The sequence below is a fragment of the Mesorhizobium sp. M1E.F.Ca.ET.045.02.1.1 genome, assembly GCF_003952485.1.
Lineage (GTDB): Bacteria > Pseudomonadota > Alphaproteobacteria > Rhizobiales > Rhizobiaceae > Mesorhizobium.
The window spans coordinates 4,706,200-4,727,650 of the sequence record NZ_CP034447.1 but is presented as its reverse complement, the minus strand read 5'-3'; the positions used below and the strand labels follow the sequence as shown (position 1 = coordinate 4,727,650).

18 protein-coding genes and 1 tRNA gene are annotated in these 21,451 nt (G+C 64.7%); 9 read left to right on the top strand and 10 right to left on the bottom strand.

All coding sequences use genetic code 11. The features are described from left to right. Nucleotides 1-4: 4 nt before the first annotated feature. The 4 genes from EJ070_RS22700 to hemP are packed head-to-tail and all read right to left on the bottom strand — an operon-like array spanning nucleotide 5 to nucleotide 3,337. The gene (locus EJ070_RS22700) at nucleotides 5-1,108 is read right to left on the bottom strand and encodes an iron ABC transporter permease (protein WP_126093351.1); all 1,104 of its coding nucleotides are present in this window, start codon (nucleotides 1,106-1,108) and stop codon (nucleotides 5-7) included. After that, complete coding sequence (locus tag EJ070_RS22695; protein WP_126093350.1) at nucleotides 1,108-2,022, bottom strand: hemin ABC transporter substrate-binding protein; 915 nt, start codon at nucleotides 2,020-2,022, stop codon at nucleotides 1,108-1,110. The genes EJ070_RS22700 and EJ070_RS22695 overlap by 1 nt, the downstream gene beginning before the upstream one ends. Next, the gene (locus tag EJ070_RS22690; RefSeq protein WP_126093349.1) at nucleotides 2,019-3,080 is read right to left on the bottom strand and encodes a hemin-degrading factor; all 1,062 of its coding nucleotides are present in this window, start codon (nucleotides 3,078-3,080) and stop codon (nucleotides 2,019-2,021) included. Before EJ070_RS22690 ends, EJ070_RS22695 begins: the two co-directional genes overlap by 4 nt. A gap of 50 nt (nucleotides 3,081-3,130) precedes the next feature. Further along, the gene (gene hemP, locus EJ070_RS22685; protein WP_126093348.1) at nucleotides 3,131-3,337 is read right to left on the bottom strand and encodes a hemin uptake protein HemP; all 207 of its coding nucleotides are present in this window, start codon (nucleotides 3,335-3,337) and stop codon (nucleotides 3,131-3,133) included. Nucleotides 3,338-3,594: 257 nt separating this feature from the next. On the opposite strand from hemP, the gene EJ070_RS22680 reads away from it, so the two are divergent. The 4 genes from EJ070_RS22680 to EJ070_RS22665 all read left to right on the top strand — a co-directional run bounded on the left by EJ070_RS22680 (nucleotide 3,595) and on the right by EJ070_RS22665 (nucleotide 7,647). Further along, nucleotides 3,595-5,745, top strand: coding sequence for a TonB-dependent hemoglobin/transferrin/lactoferrin family receptor (locus EJ070_RS22680; protein ID WP_126093347.1), 2,151 nt, complete (start codon nucleotides 3,595-3,597; stop codon nucleotides 5,743-5,745). Nucleotides 5,746-5,750: 5 nt separating this feature from the next. Continuing rightward, nucleotides 5,751-6,188: a hypothetical protein gene (locus EJ070_RS22675; protein WP_126093346.1), complete on the top strand. Its 438-nt coding sequence runs from the start codon at nucleotides 5,751-5,753 to the stop codon at nucleotides 6,186-6,188. A gap of 128 nt (nucleotides 6,189-6,316) precedes the next feature. Further along, a complete protein-coding gene (locus tag EJ070_RS22670; RefSeq protein WP_126093345.1) occupies nucleotides 6,317-7,282 on the top strand; it encodes a TonB family protein in 966 nt (321 codons plus the stop codon). A 50-nt stretch (nucleotides 7,283-7,332) separates the two neighbouring features. Next, nucleotides 7,333-7,647: an antibiotic biosynthesis monooxygenase gene (locus EJ070_RS22665; RefSeq protein WP_126093344.1), complete on the top strand. Its 315-nt coding sequence runs from the start codon at nucleotides 7,333-7,335 to the stop codon at nucleotides 7,645-7,647. A 248-nt stretch (nucleotides 7,648-7,895) separates the two neighbouring features. Here EJ070_RS22665 and putA read toward each other — a convergent pair whose 3' ends face one another. Further along, the gene (gene putA, locus EJ070_RS22660) at nucleotides 7,896-11,504 is read right to left on the bottom strand and encodes a bifunctional proline dehydrogenase/L-glutamate gamma-semialdehyde dehydrogenase PutA (RefSeq protein WP_126093343.1); all 3,609 of its coding nucleotides are present in this window, start codon (nucleotides 11,502-11,504) and stop codon (nucleotides 7,896-7,898) included. A 165-nt stretch (nucleotides 11,505-11,669) separates the two neighbouring features. On the opposite strand from putA, the gene EJ070_RS22655 reads away from it, so the two are divergent. Continuing rightward, nucleotides 11,670-12,122, top strand: a complete 453-nt coding sequence (locus EJ070_RS22655) for an Lrp/AsnC ligand binding domain-containing protein (RefSeq protein ID WP_126095862.1) — start codon at nucleotides 11,670-11,672, stop codon at nucleotides 12,120-12,122. A gap of 174 nt (nucleotides 12,123-12,296) precedes the next feature. On the opposite strand, the gene EJ070_RS22650 is transcribed toward EJ070_RS22655, so the two are convergent. Further along, the gene (locus EJ070_RS22650) at nucleotides 12,297-13,505 is read right to left on the bottom strand and encodes a cytochrome c peroxidase (protein ID WP_126093342.1); all 1,209 of its coding nucleotides are present in this window, start codon (nucleotides 13,503-13,505) and stop codon (nucleotides 12,297-12,299) included. 7 nt (nucleotides 13,506-13,512) lie between these two features. Beyond that, nucleotides 13,513-13,956: a FixH family protein gene (locus EJ070_RS22645; RefSeq protein WP_126093341.1), complete on the bottom strand. Its 444-nt coding sequence runs from the start codon at nucleotides 13,954-13,956 to the stop codon at nucleotides 13,513-13,515. A 157-nt stretch (nucleotides 13,957-14,113) separates the two neighbouring features. Between EJ070_RS22645 and EJ070_RS22640 the strand changes: the two genes are divergently transcribed. Further along, complete coding sequence (locus EJ070_RS22640; protein ID WP_126093340.1) at nucleotides 14,114-15,034, top strand: sugar kinase; 921 nt, start codon at nucleotides 14,114-14,116, stop codon at nucleotides 15,032-15,034. Between the two features lie 18 nt (nucleotides 15,035-15,052). Here EJ070_RS22640 and EJ070_RS22635 read toward each other — a convergent pair whose 3' ends face one another. From EJ070_RS22635 to EJ070_RS22625, 3 genes are all read right to left on the bottom strand, one after another. After that, nucleotides 15,053-16,078 (bottom strand): aldose epimerase family protein, encoded by a 1,026-nt coding sequence (locus tag EJ070_RS22635; protein WP_126093339.1) that lies wholly within the window; start codon nucleotides 16,076-16,078, stop codon nucleotides 15,053-15,055. A 95-nt stretch (nucleotides 16,079-16,173) separates the two neighbouring features. Then, entirely contained in the window at nucleotides 16,174-17,631 is a 1,458-nt protein-coding gene (locus tag EJ070_RS22630; protein WP_126093338.1) for an NAD-dependent succinate-semialdehyde dehydrogenase, read from the bottom strand. A gap of 171 nt (nucleotides 17,632-17,802) precedes the next feature. Then, the gene (locus EJ070_RS22625) at nucleotides 17,803-18,753 is read right to left on the bottom strand and encodes an AEC family transporter (RefSeq protein ID WP_126093337.1); all 951 of its coding nucleotides are present in this window, start codon (nucleotides 18,751-18,753) and stop codon (nucleotides 17,803-17,805) included. Between the two features lie 173 nt (nucleotides 18,754-18,926). Between EJ070_RS22625 and EJ070_RS22620 the strand changes: the two genes are divergently transcribed. The 3 genes from EJ070_RS22620 (at nucleotide 18,927) to EJ070_RS22605 (ending at nucleotide 21,334) form a co-directional block, all read left to right on the top strand. Beyond that, nucleotides 18,927-19,475 carry a histidine phosphatase family protein gene (locus EJ070_RS22620; protein ID WP_126093336.1) on the top strand — a complete coding sequence of 183 codons (549 nt, stop codon included), beginning with the start codon at nucleotides 18,927-18,929 and terminating at the stop codon, nucleotides 19,473-19,475. A gap of 283 nt (nucleotides 19,476-19,758) precedes the next feature. Further along, nucleotides 19,759-19,824, top strand: a tRNA-Ile gene (locus EJ070_RS22610). Between the two features lie 367 nt (nucleotides 19,825-20,191). Further along, a complete protein-coding gene (locus EJ070_RS22605) occupies nucleotides 20,192-21,334 on the top strand; it encodes a slipin family protein (protein WP_126093335.1) in 1,143 nt (380 codons plus the stop codon). Nucleotides 21,335-21,451: the final 117 nt, after the last annotated feature.

The following is a 21,451-nucleotide window of genomic DNA, read 5'->3' as shown; positions in this document are numbered from 1 at the left end:
CAGCTCACAAATCGACGATGCCGCGCTTGCGCAGCAGGATCCAGAGGAAGAACGGCGCACCGGCGACTGCCGTGACGATGCCGATCGGCAGTTCGGCCGGAGCGACGACGGTGCGGGCGACCGCGTCGGCGATGAGAAGCAGTGAGGCGCCGAGCACGGCCGAGGCCGGCAAAAGGTAACGGTTGTCCGGACCGATGGCGAGGCGCAAGAGATGCGGCACGACGATGCCGATGAAGCCGATGCCGCCGCTGACGGCGACCGACGCGCCGACCGCCGCCGAAACCCCGACGATGGCCGTATATTTCAAACGCTGCACCGGAATGCCGAGATGGCCGGCGGTCGCTTCCCCGAGCGCCAGCGCGTTGAGCCCGCGCGACAGGAAAGGCATCGTCGCCAGCGCCAGCAAGATCACCGGCCCGACGGTGCCGATCTTCGGCCAGGTCGCGCCGGCAAGCGAGCCGAGCTGCCAGAAGGTCAGGTCGCGCAATTGCCGGTCGTCGGCCATGAAGATCAGGATGCCGGTCAGCGCCATGGTAAGGGCTGCGATCGCCAGGCCGGCGAGAAGCATCGTGGCGACCGACGTCCGGCCGTGCCGCGTCGCGATGGCGTAAAGCAGCAACGTCACCGAAAGGCCGCCGAAGAAAGCCGCCAGCGGCAAGGCGAGAGTACCGAGAGCGAGCGTGACAGGTGCAAGCCAGGTCGTGCCGAGCACGATGATCGCCACCGCGCCAAGGCTCGAGCCGGCGGAGACGCCGATCAGCCCGGGATCGGCGAGCGGATTGCGGAACAGACCTTGCATCACCGCGCCGGAAACGGCGAGCGCGGCGCCGATCAGCACGCCGAGCAGGACACGCGGCATGCGGATGTCATAGACGATCAGCTGGTCGCGTGCGGCGAGCCCCGCATCGGCTGGCACGGCTCCGGTAAGCCAGTCACGAATGACGCGGACGGCGGACGCGTCGGAGGCGCCCGAGGTCAGCGACAGGAATATGGACAGCGCAAGCGCGAGCGACAAAAGCAGGATGACGGCCCTTGCCCGTGCCGAGCGGTCGCCATTGGCTGCCGTCGCCACCTTGCCTGCCGCGCCAGCGATCGACTGATCGGCCATTACCACTGGTCCGTGACCTGGCTGCCGTAGAGCGAGACGGCGAGATCGTGGATGGCTTCGGCTGTGCGCGGCCCGAAGCCCAGCAGATAGCCGCCGTCCATGCTGATCACCTTGCGGGCGGCACCCGCAGGCGTCGAGGCGATCGACGGATTGGCGAGCAGCTCATCCTCGGAGACCGGCGGCCCGGCGTTCTTCATGGTCAGGATCACGTCAGGCCTGGCCGTGACGATCGCCTCGTCCGACATCTGCTTGTAGCCGGAGAAACCCTCGACTGCGTTGACGGCGCCGGCCAGCTTGATGATGCCGTCGCCGGCGGTATCGCTGCCGGCGGCCAGGACCTTGCCGCCCTGCGTCGACAGCACGAACAGGATGCGCTTGCGCTGCTTGATCGAAGCCGCCTGCTTCTCGGCCGACTTCAGCTTCGCATCCATCTCGACCGCCAGTTTCTCGGCCTTGGCGTCGACGCCGAGCGCCTTGCCGACGACGCGGATCTTTTCGAGGATGCCTTCATGGCTGTAGTGCTCGGGCACCTCGATGAAGGCCACGCTCGACTTCTTCAGCACGTCGACGGCGTCCTTCGGGCCACTGCCGTGCAGGGCCAGGATTCCGGTTGGATTGACCGACAGCACGCCCTCCGGCGACAGCGCGCGCATATAGCCGACATCGGGCAGCTTGAGCGCGGCTTGCGGAAAATAGCTGGTCGAATCGCGGGCGACGAGATGCCCCTCCTCGCCAAGCGCATAGACGATCTCTGTGATCGAGCCGCCGATGGAGGCAATCCGCGAGGTGTCGGAAAAGACGACGGTACTGTCGTTGGCTTTCGCAGGCAGAACGGCGAAGGCCAGCATAAGACCGAGCAGTGGTGCAAGCACCGGGCGGAAACTGAAAACAACACGCGTCGGGTCTTGCCTCATGCAGCGGTCGGGCTGGGAATGCGGGGCAGGTTCTCGGCCAGGAAACGCCAGTCTTCCCGCTCGCTTTCGCCTTCTCGGCGCTTGCCGAAGAACTGGATGATCATGCCGCCATTCGCATCATAGGCCTCGAGCGAGGTTACATGGCCGTCCTTGGTCGGCTTTCGCACCGCCCAGACCTCATGGATGTGATCGGTCCTGAGATGCAGGTGGAAGGTCTCGTCGAGCACGTTGATCCAGGGTCCCATCGGCTTGACCGATTTGATCGGGCCGGAATGGATCTGGATACAGCCGCGGTTTCCCACGAAGCACATGATCGGCATCTCGCCCTCCGCGGCATGGTGGAACATGGCGCTCACCGCGCCATTGTCCAGCAGCCAGGCAAAGTCCTGGCCGACCATGCGCACCGCCTCGCGGCGGCTGAGCTTCAGCGTCTTCAGCATGCCGAAGAACTGATGCACGTCGGTCATCCGGCTCCAGCGGTCGCGCAGATCGTCGATGCTGGCAACCGAACCTTGGGCCTCCTCGCTGCCTTCCGAAACGCTTGAGGCGATCGCGATGGTCGGTTCCTGGTTCGACGATTCGAGGCCAGCCACCAGTTTCTGGTAGGCATAGAGGTTGGAGGCGGGGCGCAGATGCACCTTATGCACCGCCTCGCCGGCCGCATCGAAGAATTGCAGGCTGCGGCGGATCTCGCCGCCGTCGCGTTTTTCGACGGCAAAGCCATGCGCCCATACCTTTGGGAAGATGCGCAGGTCGATGTTCTCGCCGAGCGCCATGGCGTTGTGGTTGCCGGTGACGACCTTGTCGTAGACGCCGATCTTCTCGTGCACTGCGCTGTCGTTGCGGGTCAGCGCCATCACCTCGCCGACCGCTTCAAGGCCGGTCAGCAGGTCGTTGACGCGCGGCTCGACGCGTACCGCGCTAAGGCTGCAATGCGCCGCGACCAGTTCCGCCTCCGAGATGTCCAATTGAGCGGCTAGATCGCGCTCCCGCATTTTCGGATTATCTTCCCGCGCCCGCCGGATCTCTTCCGGCGACGGCTTAACGCGCTGGTCCATATCGTCCACCCGTATTGCCTGATGTCTCGTCAACCGCCTGCCGATCCTGTTCACTTGTTGAGGATCAACTTGCCCTGACGGGTGATCTTCAGGCGGTAGAGTGCGCCGTGATGCTCGATGCCGATCTCGTGCTCGCCCTGGAACAGCGTGTTGCTGGACAGCGTCCTCACCGCCATCGGCACCCTTTCATAGCGCATCTGCGTGTCGTCCGGCCGGCGGACGCGATAGCGGAAGTCGTTGGGATTGTGCGTGTTCATCGGGTCGGTCCTTCTGCTGTGCCGGCTGCCAGGCCGGGCCCTCTTAATGCCGATTCAATTCTTGACTCGAATTATCATGTTTACTAGTCAGTGCATTACCGGACTAAATGAGTCAACATTTAAGGCGCCGGATGTGATCAAAAATGCGAGCGAGCCCCGCGCCAGCCAGCATCGAGCCTGAAAATTGGAGTTGGGGCATGGGGTTGGTGAATTGGGGACAGACGGGCCAGGCGGACGCGGGCCCGGGCTTCCGATGGATGGCAAGCGGCATTGCCATATTGATGGCCGGAGCAGCGGCAATCGCGCTCGGCGTTCCGGCCGCGAAAGCTCAACAGGCGGTGCAGCCAGCGACCGATCAGCAGGCCGACCAAAAAAAGAAGGCCGATGAAAAAGCCGCTGCCGAAGAAACTCTGCTCGACAAGATCCTGGTCATCAGCCGCACCGGCGAGACGGCGATCCAGTCGCTGGCCTCGGCCAGCCATGTCGACCAAGAGCAGCTCGACCGCCGCATGGCGACGACGCCGAACGAGATGCTGCTCGGCGTGCCAGGCGTCACCGTGCAGGCCGACGCACGGCGCGTCAGCTCCAGCATCAACATCCGCGGCCTGCAGGACTTCGGCCGCGTCGCGGTGATCGTCGACGGCGCCAGGCAGGATTTCCAGCGCTCCGACCATGGCACGCAATCGACCTTCTACGTCGATCCCGAACTGATCAAATCCGTCGACGTGATCCGCGGCCCGGTCGCCAACACTTATGGCTCCGGCGCCATCGGCGGCGTCGTCTTCTTCGACACCAAGGACGCCGAGGACTTCCTCAAGCCGGAAGAAAGCTGGGCCGCCTCCGTCACCGGACGCTATGAAAGCAACGGCAAGGGCTGGACCACCAGCGCCAGCGGCGCCTACCGCTTCAACGAGAACTGGGACGTTCTGGGCAACATCGTCTATCGCGACTACGGCGACTACAAGAACGGCGGCGGCGACACCGTTGCCGGCACCGGCTTCGACGTGCTGAGCGGACTGCTCAAGACCACCATCCGTCCGAGCGAGAACAGCGAATTGAAGCTCGGCTGGGTCGGCTCGAGCGACGGATGGACGGAGACCAGCGGCGGCGTGCCCGCGAACGATGTCGATCTCAAGTCGAACACCTTCACCGCCCGCTACAACATCACCGACGATGCCAAGAGCTGGCTCGATCTCCACATCAACGCCTCCTACAACAAGACAGTTCTCGATCTGACGACGCTCGTTCCGCAGAACCGTTTCGATCCGACAACCGGCCTTCCCGTCGTGCTGCCCGCCGGCTCGCTGTCGACCTTCGATGTAGGGACGACCGACATCGACATCTGGAACACGTCGCGCTTCGAGACCACTGGCATTGCGCATGAGCTGACTTATGGCGGCGACTGGGTCGGCGACGACGTCGAGACGGGCGGCACGGCCGGCGGCGACAGCTTCTACACGCCGTCGGGCAAGCGCGACGTCTCCGGCGCCTACATTCAGGACAAGCTGACCTGGGAATGGCTCGAGGTCATCACCGGCCTGCGCTACGACAGCTACAGCCTGAAGGACTCCGACCACGAAACGTCAGGTGACCGGCTGTCGCCCCGCATCACCATCGGTGTCTCGCCTTTCGAAAGCGCTGGCCTCGCAGGCCTGCAGTTCTACGGCACCTATGCGGAAGGCTACCGCTCACCCTCGCTGACGGAGACGCTGATCAGCGGCAATCACCCGGCAGGCGTCACCTTCCCGTTCCTGCCCAATCCCAACCTCAAGCCTGAAACCGGCAAGACGGTCGAGTTCGGCGTCAACTACAAGCAGAACGACATTGTCGAGGCCGGCGACGCGCTGCGGCTCAAGGCCGCCTATTTCAACAACAATGTCGAGGACTATATCGACGGCGTCACGCTCTCGGCCTTCGACCCGACCAGCGGCTGCCCGTTCGGCCCGGGCATCCCGATCTGCTTCCAGTATCAGAACTTCGCCAAGGCCAAGATCAACGGCTTCGAACTGGAAAGCGTCTATGACGCCGGCTGGGGCTATGCCGGGCTTTCGGCTTCCATCATAAACGGCCACACCATCTCTTACGAAGGCGAGCGCGCCGACCTCGCCACCATCCCCTCCTCGCAGGTGACGGCGCAGCTCGGCTTGCGCTTCCTCGAAGACAAGCTGACGGTCGGTGGCGAGGTGCAATACAACGGCAAGCCCAGGGGCAACCCGGTGGCCAAGGACTATACGCTGGTCAATGCCTTCGCCAGCTACCAGGCGACGGACAATCTCAAGGTCGACTTCCGCGCCGACAATCTGTTCGACGTCAAATACACCAACCCGCTCAACGGCAGCACCACCGCCGTTCTCTATGAACCCGGCATCACGCTGAAGTTGGCGGCAACCATGCGCTTTGGAGGCTGAGAACTATGAACTTGACGGCATCGCTTCGTCTCCTGACCTCGGCGCTGGCGATGTCGCTTGGCCCGGCGCCGACCTGGGCTCAATCCGCGTCGGCGCCGGCCCTAAGCCTCGAGCTCAACGCCGCCCAGCCTTCCGACAAGGGCTGCCGGCTGACCTTCGTCGTCAACAACACGCTCGGCGCCGACCTGTCGAAAGCGGCTTTCGAGATCGCGCTGTTCAATGAGGCCGGTGTCGTCGACCGCCTCACCGTGCTCGATTTCAAGGACCTGCCCGCCGGCAAGACGAAGGTCACGCGCTTCGACCTTGCCGGCGCCGACTGCGGCAAGCTCGGCCGCGTGCTGATCAACAGCGCGACGGAATGCGCCGGCAACGGCGTCGAGCCGGCGGCCTGCATGCGCGGCCTGAAGACCTCAACCAAGACCGGCATCGCTTTCGGTATATAGAGGTGGGGTTGCATCCGGCCTTCCCACGAGACGCCATGGCATGGTCTGCCTGCGGTCTGCCGCCATGGGCGGCAACCGATCTTGATTTGACAATCACATGCCCTGCACGGCAGGTCTCGGCGCGAGACATGCAGGACATCAATCACCCCTTCGATGCAGGCGGCGAACCGGCGATCAAGCCGGCCGAGCCGCTCGTGCAGGCGCGGCAATCCGGCGGAGACCGGAGATGGACGGTGGCGATCATCGCCTCCGGCCTGCTCCATGGCGCCGCGGCGGCGGCGTTTCTGCTCGCGCCCCCCGGAACATTCGACGCCATGGACGCGATTCAGGCCGAAGGCACAGATCAGTCCGGCGCCAACGTCACCGGCAGCGCCCTGGACGACCAGTCGTCCGGCGCCGTGGATGTCACCTTGGTGCCCGATCCGCAGCCGGTGAAACGCCAGGCCGCGCAGCCCGCTCCGCCGGTCGAAGCGCAGCAACCTGCAAGCGAACCCCCGGCGCCTCAGCTTCCGCCGCAAGCTGTCAAGGAAGCCACTTCCACGCCCGATATCCTGGCGGCCACCAGCCCACGCCAGGACGACCAGAGTGTCCCCGCCGACAGCAAACCTACGCCCGCGACCGAACCGCAAAGCGCTGAAACGCCCCCTGCCGAGCCTCAACAGCCACCGGTCCCCAGTGCGACATCGAGCGCCCCGGCCGCATCGGCAGGGCCAAGCCAAACCATTGAAACCGGCGGCACGGCGGATGGCGACGCGCGCGATGCGCCGGTTATCGCCAGCAAGGGCAAGATAAAGGCCGCCGCCGGCAATGCCTTGGAATCCCGCTACAGCGGTGAAATCCAGAAGAAGCTCGCCCGCGCCAACCGTCGCGTTTCGAAATCGATCCAGGCCAAGGCTCGCAACAATGCCAGGGTGGTTTTCGTCGTCGCGGCCGACGGCAGCGTCAGCGACCTGCAGCTCACTGAAAGTTCAGGGTCCGCCGAGCTCGATCAGTTCGCTTTGACGCTGGTGCGCAAGCAAGCCCCGTTCCCTCCCATTCCGCCCGAGACCGGAAGGTCGAGTTGGGTGTTCAAGGCGCGGATCGGCCCTTTTTAAAGCCTTCGCCATCCTAATAATTAGAATTCATCCATTTCGAAAGGAAGCCAATGTACATCGCCATGAACCGCTTCAAGGTCCAGAACGGCTCGGAAGAAGCCTTCGAGGACGTCTGGAAGAACCGCGACTCCAGCCTTTCCGAGATGCAGGGCTTCAAGGAGTTCCACCTGCTGCGCGGTCCGGTCAACGAGACCGAGGGCTATACGCTGTTCGCCTCGCATACCGTCTGGGCAAGCCAGGAGGATTTCGTCGCGTGGACGAAGTCGGAGAACTTCCGCGCCGCCCACCGCAACGCCGGCACCTCGAAGGTGCACTATCTCGGCCACCCCCAATTTGAGGGATTTTCGGTCGTCGAAGGCGCCTGACCGCTAATGTGCAATGGCCAATCTCGACCGATAGTTAGGGTGTGTTGAGATTCAGGTCAGGCCGAGTCGAAAACGGCGGTTTCCGAGAACCGGAGCGGAGCGTACTTGAAGTACGTGAGCACCGACCTACGCCGGCCGTAGCCTTAACTGCCACGCCACTCTCATTTCATTTATGCTTCGGTCGGCGAAGGCCGGAAGCGCAGGAAGCCGCCGTTTGCAGGCCGGCATCACCTGAATATCAATACGCCCTAAGCAGCCGCGAGCAGACTGGCATTGCCGCCCGCCGCCGTGGTGTCGACGCAGACCGCGCGCTCATGCGCGTAAGCCGCCGGGTTGAGCACTTCACGGACCAAGGGCACGATCGGCCCGGCGCGCTCGGCGATCACCTTGCGCACGATGCGCGCCGCTTCTGGCGTGCCGGAGAAGGCGACGACGTCAACCTTCAGGGCCCGTGCCTCGACCGGATCCGGACGGCCGTCGATTGCAGCAAGCGGCAGTCCCTTGCCGGTCAGCGCCGACAGCACCGCCGGCGCGCCAGGCGCCACCGCCAGCACCGCATTGCCGGCGGCTAAAGCCTGGATCGTCTGAGCAAGCAGCGTATCGGCATCAGGTCCGAGGCAGAGCACCCGCCCGCGCGGCGCCAGCGACAGCGTATTGGCCTCGCCCGTCGGACCAGGCAGGTCGACCTGACCGAAATCGAGGCTCGCGGCGGCGGCAATTGCAGCCGCCCCCTTGCCGCGCAGATGTTTTCTCAGGATCGCCACGCGATCCGGCCGCGTCGACCAGCCGCCCAGCGCTGGATCCGGCAGATTGTCGGCAAGCTCGGTGGCGGTCACCTTGTGGCCTTCGCCAACCTCCGTGCCGGCCTCCGGACCTTTGCGGAAGCGGCGCAGATAGTGCGGCCCACCGGCCTTCGGCCCGGTGCCCGACAACCCCTCGCCGCCAAAAGGCTGCGATCCGACGACAGCGCCGATCTGATTGCGGTTGACATAGATATTGCCGGCATGAATGCCGTCGACGAAATGCTGGACGCGACCCTCGATACGGGTGTGCAGGCCGAAGGTCAGGCCATAGCCCTTGCGATTGATGGCCGCGATCACAGCATCGATATCGTCGGCGTCGAAACTGGCGACATGTAACACCGGTCCGAACACCTCGCGCTCCATTTCCTCGATGCCTTTGACGCGGAAGACATGCGGCGCGACGAAACGGCCGCTCTTCGGCGCTTCCAGCTTGGCGATCAGCCTGCCTTCCAGCCCTTTCTTGGTGCAATAGTCGCTGATCGAGGCTTGCGCCTCGTCGTCGATGACCGGGCCGACATCGGTCGAGATCACCCAAGGATCGCCGACGGTGAGCGCTTCCATCGCGCCCTTCAGCATTTCCAGCATCTTCTTCTCGACATCCTTCTGGACGTAAAGCACGCGCAGCGCCGAGCAGCGCTGCCCGGCGCTCTGGAAAGCGGAGGCAAGGATGTCGCGCACCGCCTGCTCGGGCAGCGCGGTGGAGTCGACGATCATCGCGTTGAGCCCACCGGTCTCAGCGATCAGCATCGCGTCAGGCGCCGCGGTTTCGGCAAGCTGTTTCTCGATCAGCTTGGCAACCTCGGTCGAGCCGGTGAAGCAGACGCCGGCGATGCGCGGGTCGGCGGTGAGCGGCGCGCCGACCGACGGACCGTCGCCCGGCAGAAGCTGGATGACGTCCTCCGGCACGCCGGCCTCGCGCAGCAGCTCGACGGCGCGGAAAGCGATCAGCGGCGTCTGTTCGGCAGGCTTGGCGATCACCGAATTGCCGGTGACGAGCGCCGCGGCGATCTGGCCGGTGAAGATGGCCAACGGAAAATTCCACGGCGAGATGCAGACGATCGCGCCACGCGCCTCAGTGCCCGCTTCCGCACTCGCCGCCTCGGCCGCGTAGTAGCGCAGGAAGTCGACGGCTTCACGCACTTCGGCGACCCCGTCGGCCAGCGACTTGCCGGCCTCGCGGGTGGCCAAAGCGAAGAATTCGGCCGCATTGGCCTCGTAGAGATCGGCGGCGCGGTTGAGGATCGCAGCGCGCTCGGCGACCGGACGCTTCGCCCAGGCAGGCTGCGCGTCGACGGCAATGCGCACGGCGGTCGCCACCTGCTTGGCCGCCGCCTCATGCACCGTGCCCACGACCTCGTCGGGCTTGGCCGGGTTGACGATCTGGCGCTGCTTGCCGTAGCCGGCGGCGCGCGTGATCGGCTTGGCGTGCCAGCGGTCCGCTCCGGCAAATTCCGCCCTCGCCTTGTCGATGGCCGCCAGCGTCACGGTGTCGGTGATGTCGAAGCCCCTGGAGTTGCGCCGGTTGGCGCCGAAGATCGCGGCTGGGCGCGCGATCGCCGGATTGGCGGCCGGACCCTGTTTCTCCACCGCCTCCAGCGGATCGCGCGCGATCTCCTCCGGCTCGACCTCTTCGTCGGTCAACTGATGGACGAAGGAGGAGTTGGCGCCGTTTTCCAACAACCGCCGCACCAGATAGGCGAGCAGGTCGGAATGCGCGCCGACCGGCGCGTAGATGCGGCAGCGCGTACCCTCGGACTTGCGCACCGTCTCGTGCAGGGATTCGCCCATGCCGTGCAGGCGCTGGAACTCGAAGGAATCGCGATCCTTCGCCATCGACAGGATGGCGGCCACGGTATGCGCGTTGTGCGTGGCGAACTGCGGGTAGATACGGTCCGTCATCGACAGCAGCTTTCGCGCACAGGCGAGATACGAAACGTCGGTGTTGGTCTTGCGGGTGAAGACAGGATATCCGGCAAGACCGAGCGTCTGCGCCCGCTTGATCTCGGTGTCCCAATAGGCGCCCTTCACCAGTCGCACCATGATGTTGCGGTTGTACTTCCTGGCAAGCGCGTAAAGCCAGTCGATGGCGAGTGCCGCGCGTGGCCCATAGGCCTGAACGACGACGCCAAAACCGTCCCAGCCGGCGAGCTCCGGCTCAGCCAGCACGCGCTCGATGACGTCGAGCGACAGGTCTAGCCGGTCGGCCTCCTCGGCATCGATGTTGAGACCCATGCGCGAATGCCGCGCGGCGAGCGCGAGTGACAAGAGACGCTCGGCCATCACCGGCAGCATCTTGTCCCTCTGCGCCACCTCGTAGCGAGGATGCAGCGCGGAGAGCTTGACCGAAATGCCGTGGTTGTAACGGATGTCGGGACCGTTCGAACCGGAATCGAGCGAGGAAATCGCGTCCGCATAGGCCCGGTGGTAGCGCAATGCATCGGCCTCGGTGCGGGCCGCTTCGCCCAGCATGTCGAAAGAATAGAGATAGCCTTTCTGGGTCATCGGCCGGCCGCGCTTGACGGCTTCGGCGATCGTGCGGCCGAGCACGAACTGCTCGCCCATCTCGCGCATCGCCGCCGCCACCGCCCTGCGGATGACCGGCTCGCCGAGCCTCCTCACCATGGCGCGCAGTGTGCCTTCGATGCCGCCCTCGCCTTCGTCCAGCACGCGGCCGGTCAGCATCAGCGCCCAGGTCGAGGCATTGACGAAGATGGAGCTCGAGCCGCCCGAATGCGCCGACCAGTCATGCGGCGCGATCTTGTCGGCGATGAGATCGTCGATCGTCTCGGTGTCCGGCACACGCAGCAGCGCCTCGGCCAGGCACATCAGCGCCACGCCTTCCTTGGTCGACAGGCCGTAGGCCGAGAGGAAAACCTCCATCAATCGAGGGTCCGTCGAGCCGCGCACCGCGCGCACCAGATCGGCGGCGCGGGCCGAGATCGCCTTGCGCTCCTCGGCTGAAAGCCCGGCCGTATCGGAGAGGCGCTTCACTGCCGCGTCTTCGTCGGGCAGGTAGTTGGCACGGATCTGCTGGCGGATGGCATCGAGCGGCATGTCGGGTCCATGAAAGCGAGCGTTGGGGAGCGGTCCGGCGGTCACCGGACCGATCGGCGAAAGCTAGCACAATTGGAAAATCCAGGTCGGTCCAAAGAAATCGACAGGATAGTCCATTTGAACTATCATATAATGTTGAAACCAATCATTTTGACCATCATATCGATGACCGAAGACCAATTGGACCGCATAGACCGCAACATCCTGTCCGCCCTCGGGCGCGACGGCAGGCTTTCCATGTCCGAACTGGCTTTGAAGGTCGGCCTGTCGAAGACGCCGGTGCAGGCGCGGGTGAAGCGGCTGGAGAAGGACGGCTACATAAGAGGCTACCGCGCCATCGTCGACCGCGAGCGCATGGGCGAAGGCCATGTCGCCTTCGTCCAGGTCAAGCTTTCCGACACGCGCTCAGCGGCGCTCGACGCGTTCAACCGCGCGGTGCAAGGCGTGCCGGAGATCGAGCAATGCCATATGATGGCGTCGAGCTTCGATTATCTGCTGAAAGTCCGCACAACCGACATCGCCGCCTATCGCCGGGTGCTCGGCGAGCGTATCTCGGCACTCCCCCACGTGGCGCAGACGTCTACCTTTGTGGCGATGGAGACGGTGAAGGATCGTTAGCGGAAGGCTCCCTGATCGGATCGGCTTGATCTCTAGCCCTTATCGATGCTTCGACAATCGCGAATTCCTCTCGCAAGGCCGCGAATTCGGCAACGAACTCGGGATCCTTGAACCAATCCTTGGCGGCGTCTTCAACGAGAACTGTTTTCCGGCTCATCGGACCTTCTTATCCCTTCATTCCGACAGCGTCTTGAGGAACGCCACCAGCGCCGCCCGCTCACGGTCGGAAAGATCGAGCGGATGCACCTCCGAAGCGCCTTCGACGCTCGCCGGCGCCTTCGAATAATGCTCGATCACTTCGTCCAGCGACGAGAACTGTCCGGCATGCATGTAAGGCGGTCGGGTGGCGGCGCCCCGCAGCGACGGCGTCTTGTAGGCGCGCACAAGCTGCTCACCGTCCTTCACCATGAAGCGCAGCTCGCGGCAGGCGCTTGCGTCCCCGTCGCGGAACTTGCCGAAGCAGTTGAAGGGATCTGCCTGAACTTGAGCCACCGCGTCGACCCGCCCGCGATCCGGCGGCAGATCCTTGACCGGTGGCACGCCGGTGTTGTGGAAAGCGTTGTCGGTGAAGCGCGGGCCGTTGTGGCAGGTCACGCAATTGGCCTTGCCGATGAACAGCTTCAGCCCGAGGATCTCTTCCGGCGAGAACGCCGCGTCGCCCTCAGGCCTGGCGCCGGTCGCAAGATCGATGGCGAAGCGGTCGAAGCGCGTCTCCGGAGGTTCGATCGAGCGCTCGAAAGCCGCGATCGCCTTGCCGATATTGGTAAAGACGCGATTGACATCGTCGGCCTGTCCGGCGGGCATGGCGCTCCACGCGGCCTTCTCTGCCTCGGTGCCGAGCGGGCTGGCATTGGCCGGCACCGTGGAAAGGTCGGGCAGCGGACCGAATATCCGCTCATAGCGCTCGCCGAACCGGTTCTTGATGTAGTGCGCGAAGGCGGCGCGGTTGCCGGCCTGCTCGAGCGGATTTTCGAGCGGCGTCAGCGCCTGCGCCCATAGGCTGTCGCGCCGCCCGTCCCAGAAGAACCATGGATCGCGCGCCACGCCGGCCAGCGGCATGGTGCGCCGGTTTGTGCGGCCGACGCCGACCGCTTGCGGCAGGTCGTCCTGGAACTGGCGGTCGATCTTGTGGCAGGTCGAGCAGGACACCGTGCCGTCGCGGCTCATGCCGGCATCGAAGAACAGCGTCGACCCGAGCGCCGCCGCGGCCGGCACGTCGGCGTACTGGTTCGTGGTGTCCGCTTTGAGCGCCGGCAGCGTGTTCAGCGCCAGCGAGGCGATGGTCTTCTTCTCGGCGTCGCTGAACCCGGGCTCGCCGCAGCCGCCAAGCAAGACGAGCGCGGCCAGAGTGGCCAGGCTTGCGACGTGGGCAAGACGCCTCATCGGCCACTCACAACACGATGTTGAAGACAACGGAATCGGAGCCCGCCGCCGCCGAGACGGCGAAGCGCAGCTGCCACCAGCCGCCCATGGTGAATTTCACCCCGTCGATGCGGTAGCGCCCCTCGCCCAGATAGTCGGTCGCCTGCGGACTGGTCGGCAGGCCGTGATTGTGCTGTGGCATGCCGCCGGAAACGGTGATCGCGGCGCCTTCCACCGGAGCACCGGCGGCGGTCTTCAGCGTCAGCAGCCAGGATTGCAGCTCGCCTTGCCGTATCACGCCGCGTTCCGGCTCGAAGCTCGCAACGAACAGGCCATTCGCCGTCTTCTTCGAGCGCGACGTGTCGGGACCTTGCGGCGAGTGCGGCGCCGTCAGGTAGACAACCGTCAGGACGCCGACCACCAGGGCGGCCAAACCAAGACCAGCGAGAATGTAACGCCATATCGATGCCAAACCGGTTCCTCTTCGGCTGATAACGTCACGGGCTGCGTGCCGCATCCCGTCCCGCCTGTGGGAAATCGCTTCTGGCGCAAAATTCGGCCTTAGCCAAGCATGGCGCTGCCGGTTGCAAAAAGCTACAGCAGCATCGTTTTAGGAGAAAGGAACCCCCATGGCCGCCAACGGTGTTGCTTCGATCGGCGAATGCATGCTCGAACTGTCGGGCCAGGCGGGGCCGAACTGGCGCATGGGCTTTGCCGGCGACACCTTCAACACGCTGTGGGCGCTGCATGCGCTGAGTCCGGACCGCCCGGCGACCTATGTCTCGGCCTTCGGCGATGATCCTTTTTCGCGCGATCAGATCGGCTTCTTCGCACAAAACGGTATCGGCATCGGCAACAGCCCGGTCATCGCCGGCGCAAGGCCCGGCCTTTACGCCATAACACTCACCGGAGCCGAGCGCGCCTTCACCTACTGGCGAAGCGACGCGGCGGCGCGCCAGCTGGCCTCCGATCCTGCAGCGCTGGCGAAAAGCCTTGAAAACCAGGCGCTTGTCTATTTTTCAGGAATCACCTTGGCAATTCTGGACGAAGCGGCGCGCAAGACCTTGCTTGCCGCTGTCGCCAAAGCCGGCGCAGCCGGTTCCCTCGTCGCTTTCGATCCAAACTACCGCCCCAGGCTCTGGCAGAACCGCGAGACGGCGCAGGTCGCGATCCTGGAAGCGCTTGCCGTCGCCGATATCGCGCTGCCGACTTTCCCCGACGAGCAGATGCTGTTCGGCGACGAGACACCGCAGGCGACCGCGGAAAGGATCGAGGGGCTGGTCGGCGAGGTCGTCGTTAAGAATGGCGAGCAGCCGGCGATGCTTGCCGTGAGCGGAGCGTTACAAACCGTGGCGGCCGTTCATGTCGCCACGCCAGTCGATACCACAGGCGCCGGCGATTCCTTCAATGGCGGCTATCTGGCCGCCCGGCTTGCCGGCCATGCGCCCGCCGACTCGGCTGTCCTTGCACATCGCGTCGCCGCCGCCGTCGTTCAGGTCCGTGGCGCGCTGGCGCCGTTCGAGACCCTGCGGGCTGCCTTCGGGAACTAAGGCTTCCCGATACCGCGATCAGGGCAGTCTGAACCGATATTCCGTCACTTGACGGTAGATCTGCCCCGGCCACAACGTGGCCTGCGGGAAATAGGGCCGGTTCGGCGCATCGGGCCACGCTTGCGCTTCGAGGCAGAAACCCGAAAACGCCTTGTAGCGGCGGCCATCCAGCCCGGGCGACGATGGCGCGACATACTGGCCGATATAGAGCTGCAAGCCGGGTTCCGTCGTCCAGACTTCCATCTCGACGCCCGAATTGGCGCCTTGCACCCAGGCCGCCTGGTGAAGCGGTCCACGGCTGGAGGCGAGGCAGAAATTCAGGTCGTAGGGAAGCTGCTCGCCTTCCGTTTCCATACGCAACGGCCGCGCCTGGCGGAAATCAAAGGGCGTGCCGTCGACCGGCTTTACCGCACCGGTCGGGATCATCTCGCCGTCGACGGGCGTGTAGGCGCTGGCATTGAGCATCAGCCGATGGTCGAGGATGTCGCCGTCCCCGCCATCGTCGAGATTGAAGTAGGAATGCTGCGCGAGGTTGCAGAGCGTCGGCTCCTCGCAGGTGGCGGTCAGTTCCATGCTGAGCGTGCCGGGGATCTTCAGCCGATAAGTGCAGGTGACGTCCAGCGCGCCGGGAAAGCCCATTGTGCCATCCGGATCGTGCAGCGTCAGCGTCACGAAATCGCGCCCATGCAGCGAGACGGTCCACGGACGGTGGAAATAGCCTTCCGAGCCGCCATGCAGCGTGTGCTTGCCCAGAAAGTTGCGTTCCGTCTGGTAGCGATTGCCGGCGATTGTGAAGCGGCCGTCGCGAATGCGGTTGGCGAAGCGGCCGACAACTGCGCCGAAATAGGCGCGGTCGGTCTCGTAGGGCTCGAACCGGTCGTAGCCCAGCACCAGCGGCGCGTCGTGACCGGTGAGCCGCAGATCCTGGATGATCGCGCCGAGTCCGATGATGTTGGCGGTGAGGCCGCCGCCGCGGATGGTGAAGCGGCGAACGGCCTCGCCCGCCTGCGTCGTGCCGAAGACCTCGCCGTCCTTCATCGCCATGCCCGAAATGCCAGTTTTTGATCAGTCGATTTAGGCCGGCGCCCTTTGATCCGGCAAGGGCAGGCCAGGCGCCTGCCCCGCTCCGTGATCGGCTATCAGAGGCCGAGGCCGCCGATGCAGACATATTTGGTGTCGAGGTAATCCTCGATGCCCTGATGTCCGCCTTCCTTGCCGAGGCCCGATTCCTTGACGCCGCCGAACGGCGCCTCGGGGGTGGTGATCAGGCCCTCATTGACGCCGACCATGCCGTATTTCAGCCCTTCCATGACCCGGAAGGCGCGGCCGAGATCGCCGGTGTAGAAGTAGCAGGCCAAGCCGAACTCGGTATCGTTGGCCAAGGCGATCGCCTCCTCCTCGGTGTCGAATTTGAACACCGGTGCGACCGGCCCGAAGATCTCTTCCTTCATGAAGCGCATCTTCGGCGTCGCATTGGCGATGACGGTCGGCTGGAAGAACGAGCCGCCGAGCGCATGGCGCTTGCCGCCGGCGACGACCTTGCCGCCCTTCGACGTCGCGTCGGCGATCAGTTCCTCGACCTTCTCGACCGCCTTATCGTCGATCAGCGGCCCCTGCTGGACGCCTTCTTCCAGGCCGGAACCGACCTTCAGATCGTTGCTGGCGGCGGCCAGCTTCTCGACGAACTTGTCATAGACGCCGGCCTGGACGAGGAAGCGGTTGGTGCAGACGCAGGTCTGGCCCGAATTGCGGTACTTGGCGGTGATGGCGCCGGTGACGGCGCGGTCGACGTCGGCGTCGTCGAAGACGATGAACGGCGCATTGCCGCCGAGCTCCATCGAGACTTTCTTGACCGTCACGGACGACTTCTGGATGAGGATCTTGCCGACCTCGGTCGAGCCGGTGAAGGTGATCTTCTTGACCAGCGGGTTGGCGCAGATCTCGTCGCCGATCTCGCCGGCCGAGCCGGTCAGGATGTTGATGACGCCCTTGGGGAAGCCGACCTCCTCGGCGAGCGCGCCCCAGGCGAGACCGGAGTAAGGCGTCTGCGAGGCCGGCTTGACCACCGCCGTGCAGCCTGCGGCCAGCGCCGGGCCGAGCTTGCGGGCAAGCATCGAGGACGGAAAATTCCAAGGCGTGATGGCGGCGATGACGCCGACCGGCTCCTTGGTCACCAGGATGCGGCGGTCGCCCCACGGCGACGGCACGATGTCGCCATAGGTGCGGCGGCCCTCCTCGGCGAACCAAAGGATATAGGCCGCGGCGGAGCCGATCTCGCCCTTGGATTCGAACAGCGACTTGCCCTGTTCGATGGTCAGCAGCTCGGCAAGCACGTCCTGATTGTCCATCATCGCGTCATGCAGCTTGCGCAAGAGCTTCGAGCGCTCGAGCGCGGTCGTCTTGCGCCAGGTCTTGAACGCCTCCTCGGCGGCCTCGATGGCGCGGCGCGTTTCGGCTTTGCCGGCCTTCGGCACGGTGCCGATCTTGAGGCCGGTGGCCGGGTTGTTGACGTCGACGGTCTGGCCGCTGTCGGCCTGCACCCATTCGCCGTTGATGAGATTGGCCTGGCGCATGAAATGGCTGGTTTTCTGAAGCATGGTCTGGCCTCCGTTCGGCGCGCTGATCGGCCGTTTTTCTGGATATTCGATGGGCGTGCAGGGCCGCACGCTGGCGCAATGCTCTTACCTAGGGAAAGCCCTGCAAGCAATCACAAGATGGCATATAGGGGTTGGGCCAGCAAAAGCGAGCGCCGGCCGGGCCGATTGGCTCTAGCCGAACACGTTGACGACCACCGTCAGCCAGAATGACGTGGTCAGCACAGCGCTTGCCGTGGCGATTGTCATCTGGTTCGAGGCCAGCGCCTGGCCGGTGTTGAACTGGACGGCGATGAGGTAGGAATTGACGCCGGATGGCAGCGCCGCCACCACCACGGCCACCTTTGCCGTCAGCGGCGGCAGGCCGAGCAGCCAGACCAGGAGAAGAACAAGCGCCGGCATCAGGAACAACTTGAGCACCGACAGCGTGAGCGCCGGCCGGATGTTGCCGGAGATGCCGAAGCGGCGCAGGCTGAGCCCCATGGCAAACAGCGCTATCGGCCCGGCCGTATCGGCCAGCGCGTCGACCAGCCGCCCGATAAGCGCCGGCAGCGGCGCGCCGATGAAGCGCCAGGCAAGCCCCGCCAGAATGCCGATGATCAGCGGATTGACGAACAGCCGCCTGAGAAAGTTCTTGATGACGCGCAGCGGATGCACCTGCTCGCCGCCGTTACGGCCGAACATTTCGAACAGCACGATCGAGGCCATCATCATGATCGGCAGGTGAACCGAGACCAGCAGCGACAGCACCTCGAAGCCGCTCGGACCAAAAATACCGAGGATGAAAGGTGCGCCGAGCAGCACGACATTGGAATAGGCCGAGGACACGCCACCGACGATGCCGGCGCGGGCGTCACGGCCGAAGATGCGCGTCGTGACCAGATGGCCGGCGGCCCAGGTGACGGCAGCCGACACAAAATAGGCGCCCCACAGCGACCAGGGCGCCACGCCGTGGAAATCGGACTTCACCATTGTCTGGAAGAGCAGCAGCGGCATCGCCACGTTGACGGCGAACTCGGATATGCCCTCCCCACTTGCCGGCCGCAGATAGCCGGTGAACCCGGCGAGATAGCCGAGCGCGACGAGGCTGAAGACGAAAAGAACGGTTTCGGTGAGCGGAGTCATTTTCGGGGCGGAGACATTTTTCCCGTGATAGGCGAGCCCCGATCGCGGTGCAATCGGCCAACGGAACCACCCTTCACCCACCCGCCGGTCCTCCGCTTGTTTTTCAGCCGGCTTTGCGGTCCCTATATGCCGATCATGGCCCCCGGCCTCTTGGGCAGCCACAAGGACTTCTCATGCTGCGACTTGCCCTGGCGCTTTTCCTGCTTGCCGTTCCGACCCTCGCCCACGCCACCGACGCGGGCTGGGCGCTGCTGCGCGACGGCGGCCATATCGTCCTGCTTCGCCACGCCTTCGTAACAGGCGCCGCGGACCCGGCGAATTTCGACATCGGCAATTGCTCGAGCCAGCTCAATCTTTCGGAGCGCGGCAAGCAACAGGCGAGCCGCATCGGCGCGCTCTTCGCGGCCCGTGCGGCCCCCATCGAGCGTGTGCTCTCCAGCCGCTACTGCCGCTGCCTCGACACCGCTCGCATCGCTTTCGAGTCCGAACCGGAACCCTTCGCGCCGCTCGATCTTCTGAAAACCGATCCGGCTGAGAAGGCCGCGCAGATGGCGGCGATCATAAAGGAAATCCGGGGCTATTCCGGATCCGACAATCTGGTGCTGGTCACGCATCTGGAGAACATCGTGGCGCTTACCGGCATCGCGCCGCGCGAGGGCGAGGCCGTGGTGGTGGCGCCGGACGGCGACGGCCTCAAGGTGCTCGGCCGGGTTACCTTCTGACACAGCCTCATGCTGGTGTTGCCGAAATACAACTCCCGGAAGACGCCGCAAATCCACCGCGACAATGGCGCTTGCGACAACCCGTCGCAGGGTCTATAGGCGCGCTCCCGGTCACGAAAACCGAAGCGAGCACAACGGTTGGAGCTTTCGTCTCCGCCCGCGCAGGCGGCTTTGCCGCGCTGTGTACGGTGCCGTTTCGGAGTGTTGGGACTTGCGGGTGTAGCTCATGGAGAGCGCCGGATTTGGCTCCGGAGGCAGGGTTCGATTCCCACACCCACGACACGGATAGCTCAGTTGGGTAGAGCATCAGACTCATAATCTGACGGCCGAAGGTTCGAATCCTTCTCCATTTGGCTGATAAGCCAAGGCACCCTTTTACGGTGTTATCTGAAAAACGGTCCGGGGACCGGATTGCGAGGACTTCACGGACGGCAGGGCTTCGGCCCCGCCGGCCCAAGATGTCTTGCGCCATCGGCTCGCGGCCAGGCCCGCGGTGACGATCAAGGCGCGGCAGTGCCGGCAAAGGAGGCTTTGGCCTCCATGCCCGCCTCGCCGCCCCGCGATCCGCTCCCGAAGGCCCGCCGCTTGGCGATGCCACCGGTCTCCGGATCATTCGTGCCCGGAATTGAGAAGAGACGATGGAAACGAGAAACGAAAGGACGATCGACGCATGACTTGACGCCTCGCATGGGGCCATGCCCGACAGGAGTAAAACAATGAAGACCATTCTCGAAAAGCTTCTTGGACGCCGGCGCGTCCTCGTGAAGGAAAATGAGCGTGCCGTCGCCCTCTACAAGGGCGAGATCCAGGCTGTCCTGATGCCGGGCGAGCATTGGCTCGCCAACCGGCGCGGCAACCTGGAAGTCTCCAGGCACGACCTGAAGAACCCGGAATTCGTTTCGGCTTACGAGAAGGCGTTGTTCGACAAGCTCCCGGATGTGGCCGCGCGTCATTTCACCGTCGTTCGCACCGGGCGCACCGACATTGCCGTCATCGAGCGCGACGGCGCCCTCCACGCCGTTCTCACTCCGGACCGCAAGCTCGTGCTGTGGACGGATGCCGGCCCGTGGAAGGTGACGTCCGTCGACACGGCGGCCGATCTGGCCGTCGATCCGGCCTTGATGCGCCGGATCGGGCAGGCCCGGAAGACGGAACACACGTTCCTGCATCCGGTCGTGGACGGCCAGGTCGGGTTGCTGTTCGTGGACGGCGTCTACACCCGCACGCTTGCCGCGGGCGTGCACGCCTTCTGGAATGTCGGACGTATGGTCCAGGTGAAGGTCGTCGACCTCAAGCGCCAGTCGCTTGACGTCGCCGGGCAGGAAATGCTGACCAAGGATCGCGTGACGATCCGCGTCAACATCGCCGCTGAATACCGGGTCGTCGATCCGGTGACGGCGGTGAGCACGGTGAAGGACTTCGCGGAAGCCCTCTACCGTGCCCTGCAGTACGCCTTCCGCAAGACGCTTGGCGCGCTCACGCTCGACCAGATCCTCGACAAGAAGGTGACGGTCGACGAGGAGGCGGCGGCCAAGGTGCGTGCCGACATGGCCGCGATCGGCCTCGAGGTCAGCGATATCGCGCTCAAGGATGTCATCCTGCCGGGCGAAATGCGCGAGATCCTCAACCAGGTGGTTTCGGCCGAGAAGCAGGCCGAGGCCAACGTCATCCGCCGCCGCGAGGAGACGAACGCCACGCGTTCGCTGCTCAACACGGCCAAGGTGATGGCCGAGAACCCGGTGATGCTGCGGCTGAAGGAGCTCGAGGCTCTCGAGGCCATCGCCGGCAAGGTCGAGCGGTTCACCGTCCACAACGGGACGGGCGGGCTGCTGAACGACCTGGTCAAGCTCCGCGAATAGCGGAAGTGTCGCAGCGTAAAATGGGAAGGGCCGCCGGTTCGACCGGTGGCCCTTCTTGTGTTTCCCCAACCCCCTACCCATCTGCCTCCGGCGCATCAGGCCTTTTCCTGCCGGGAA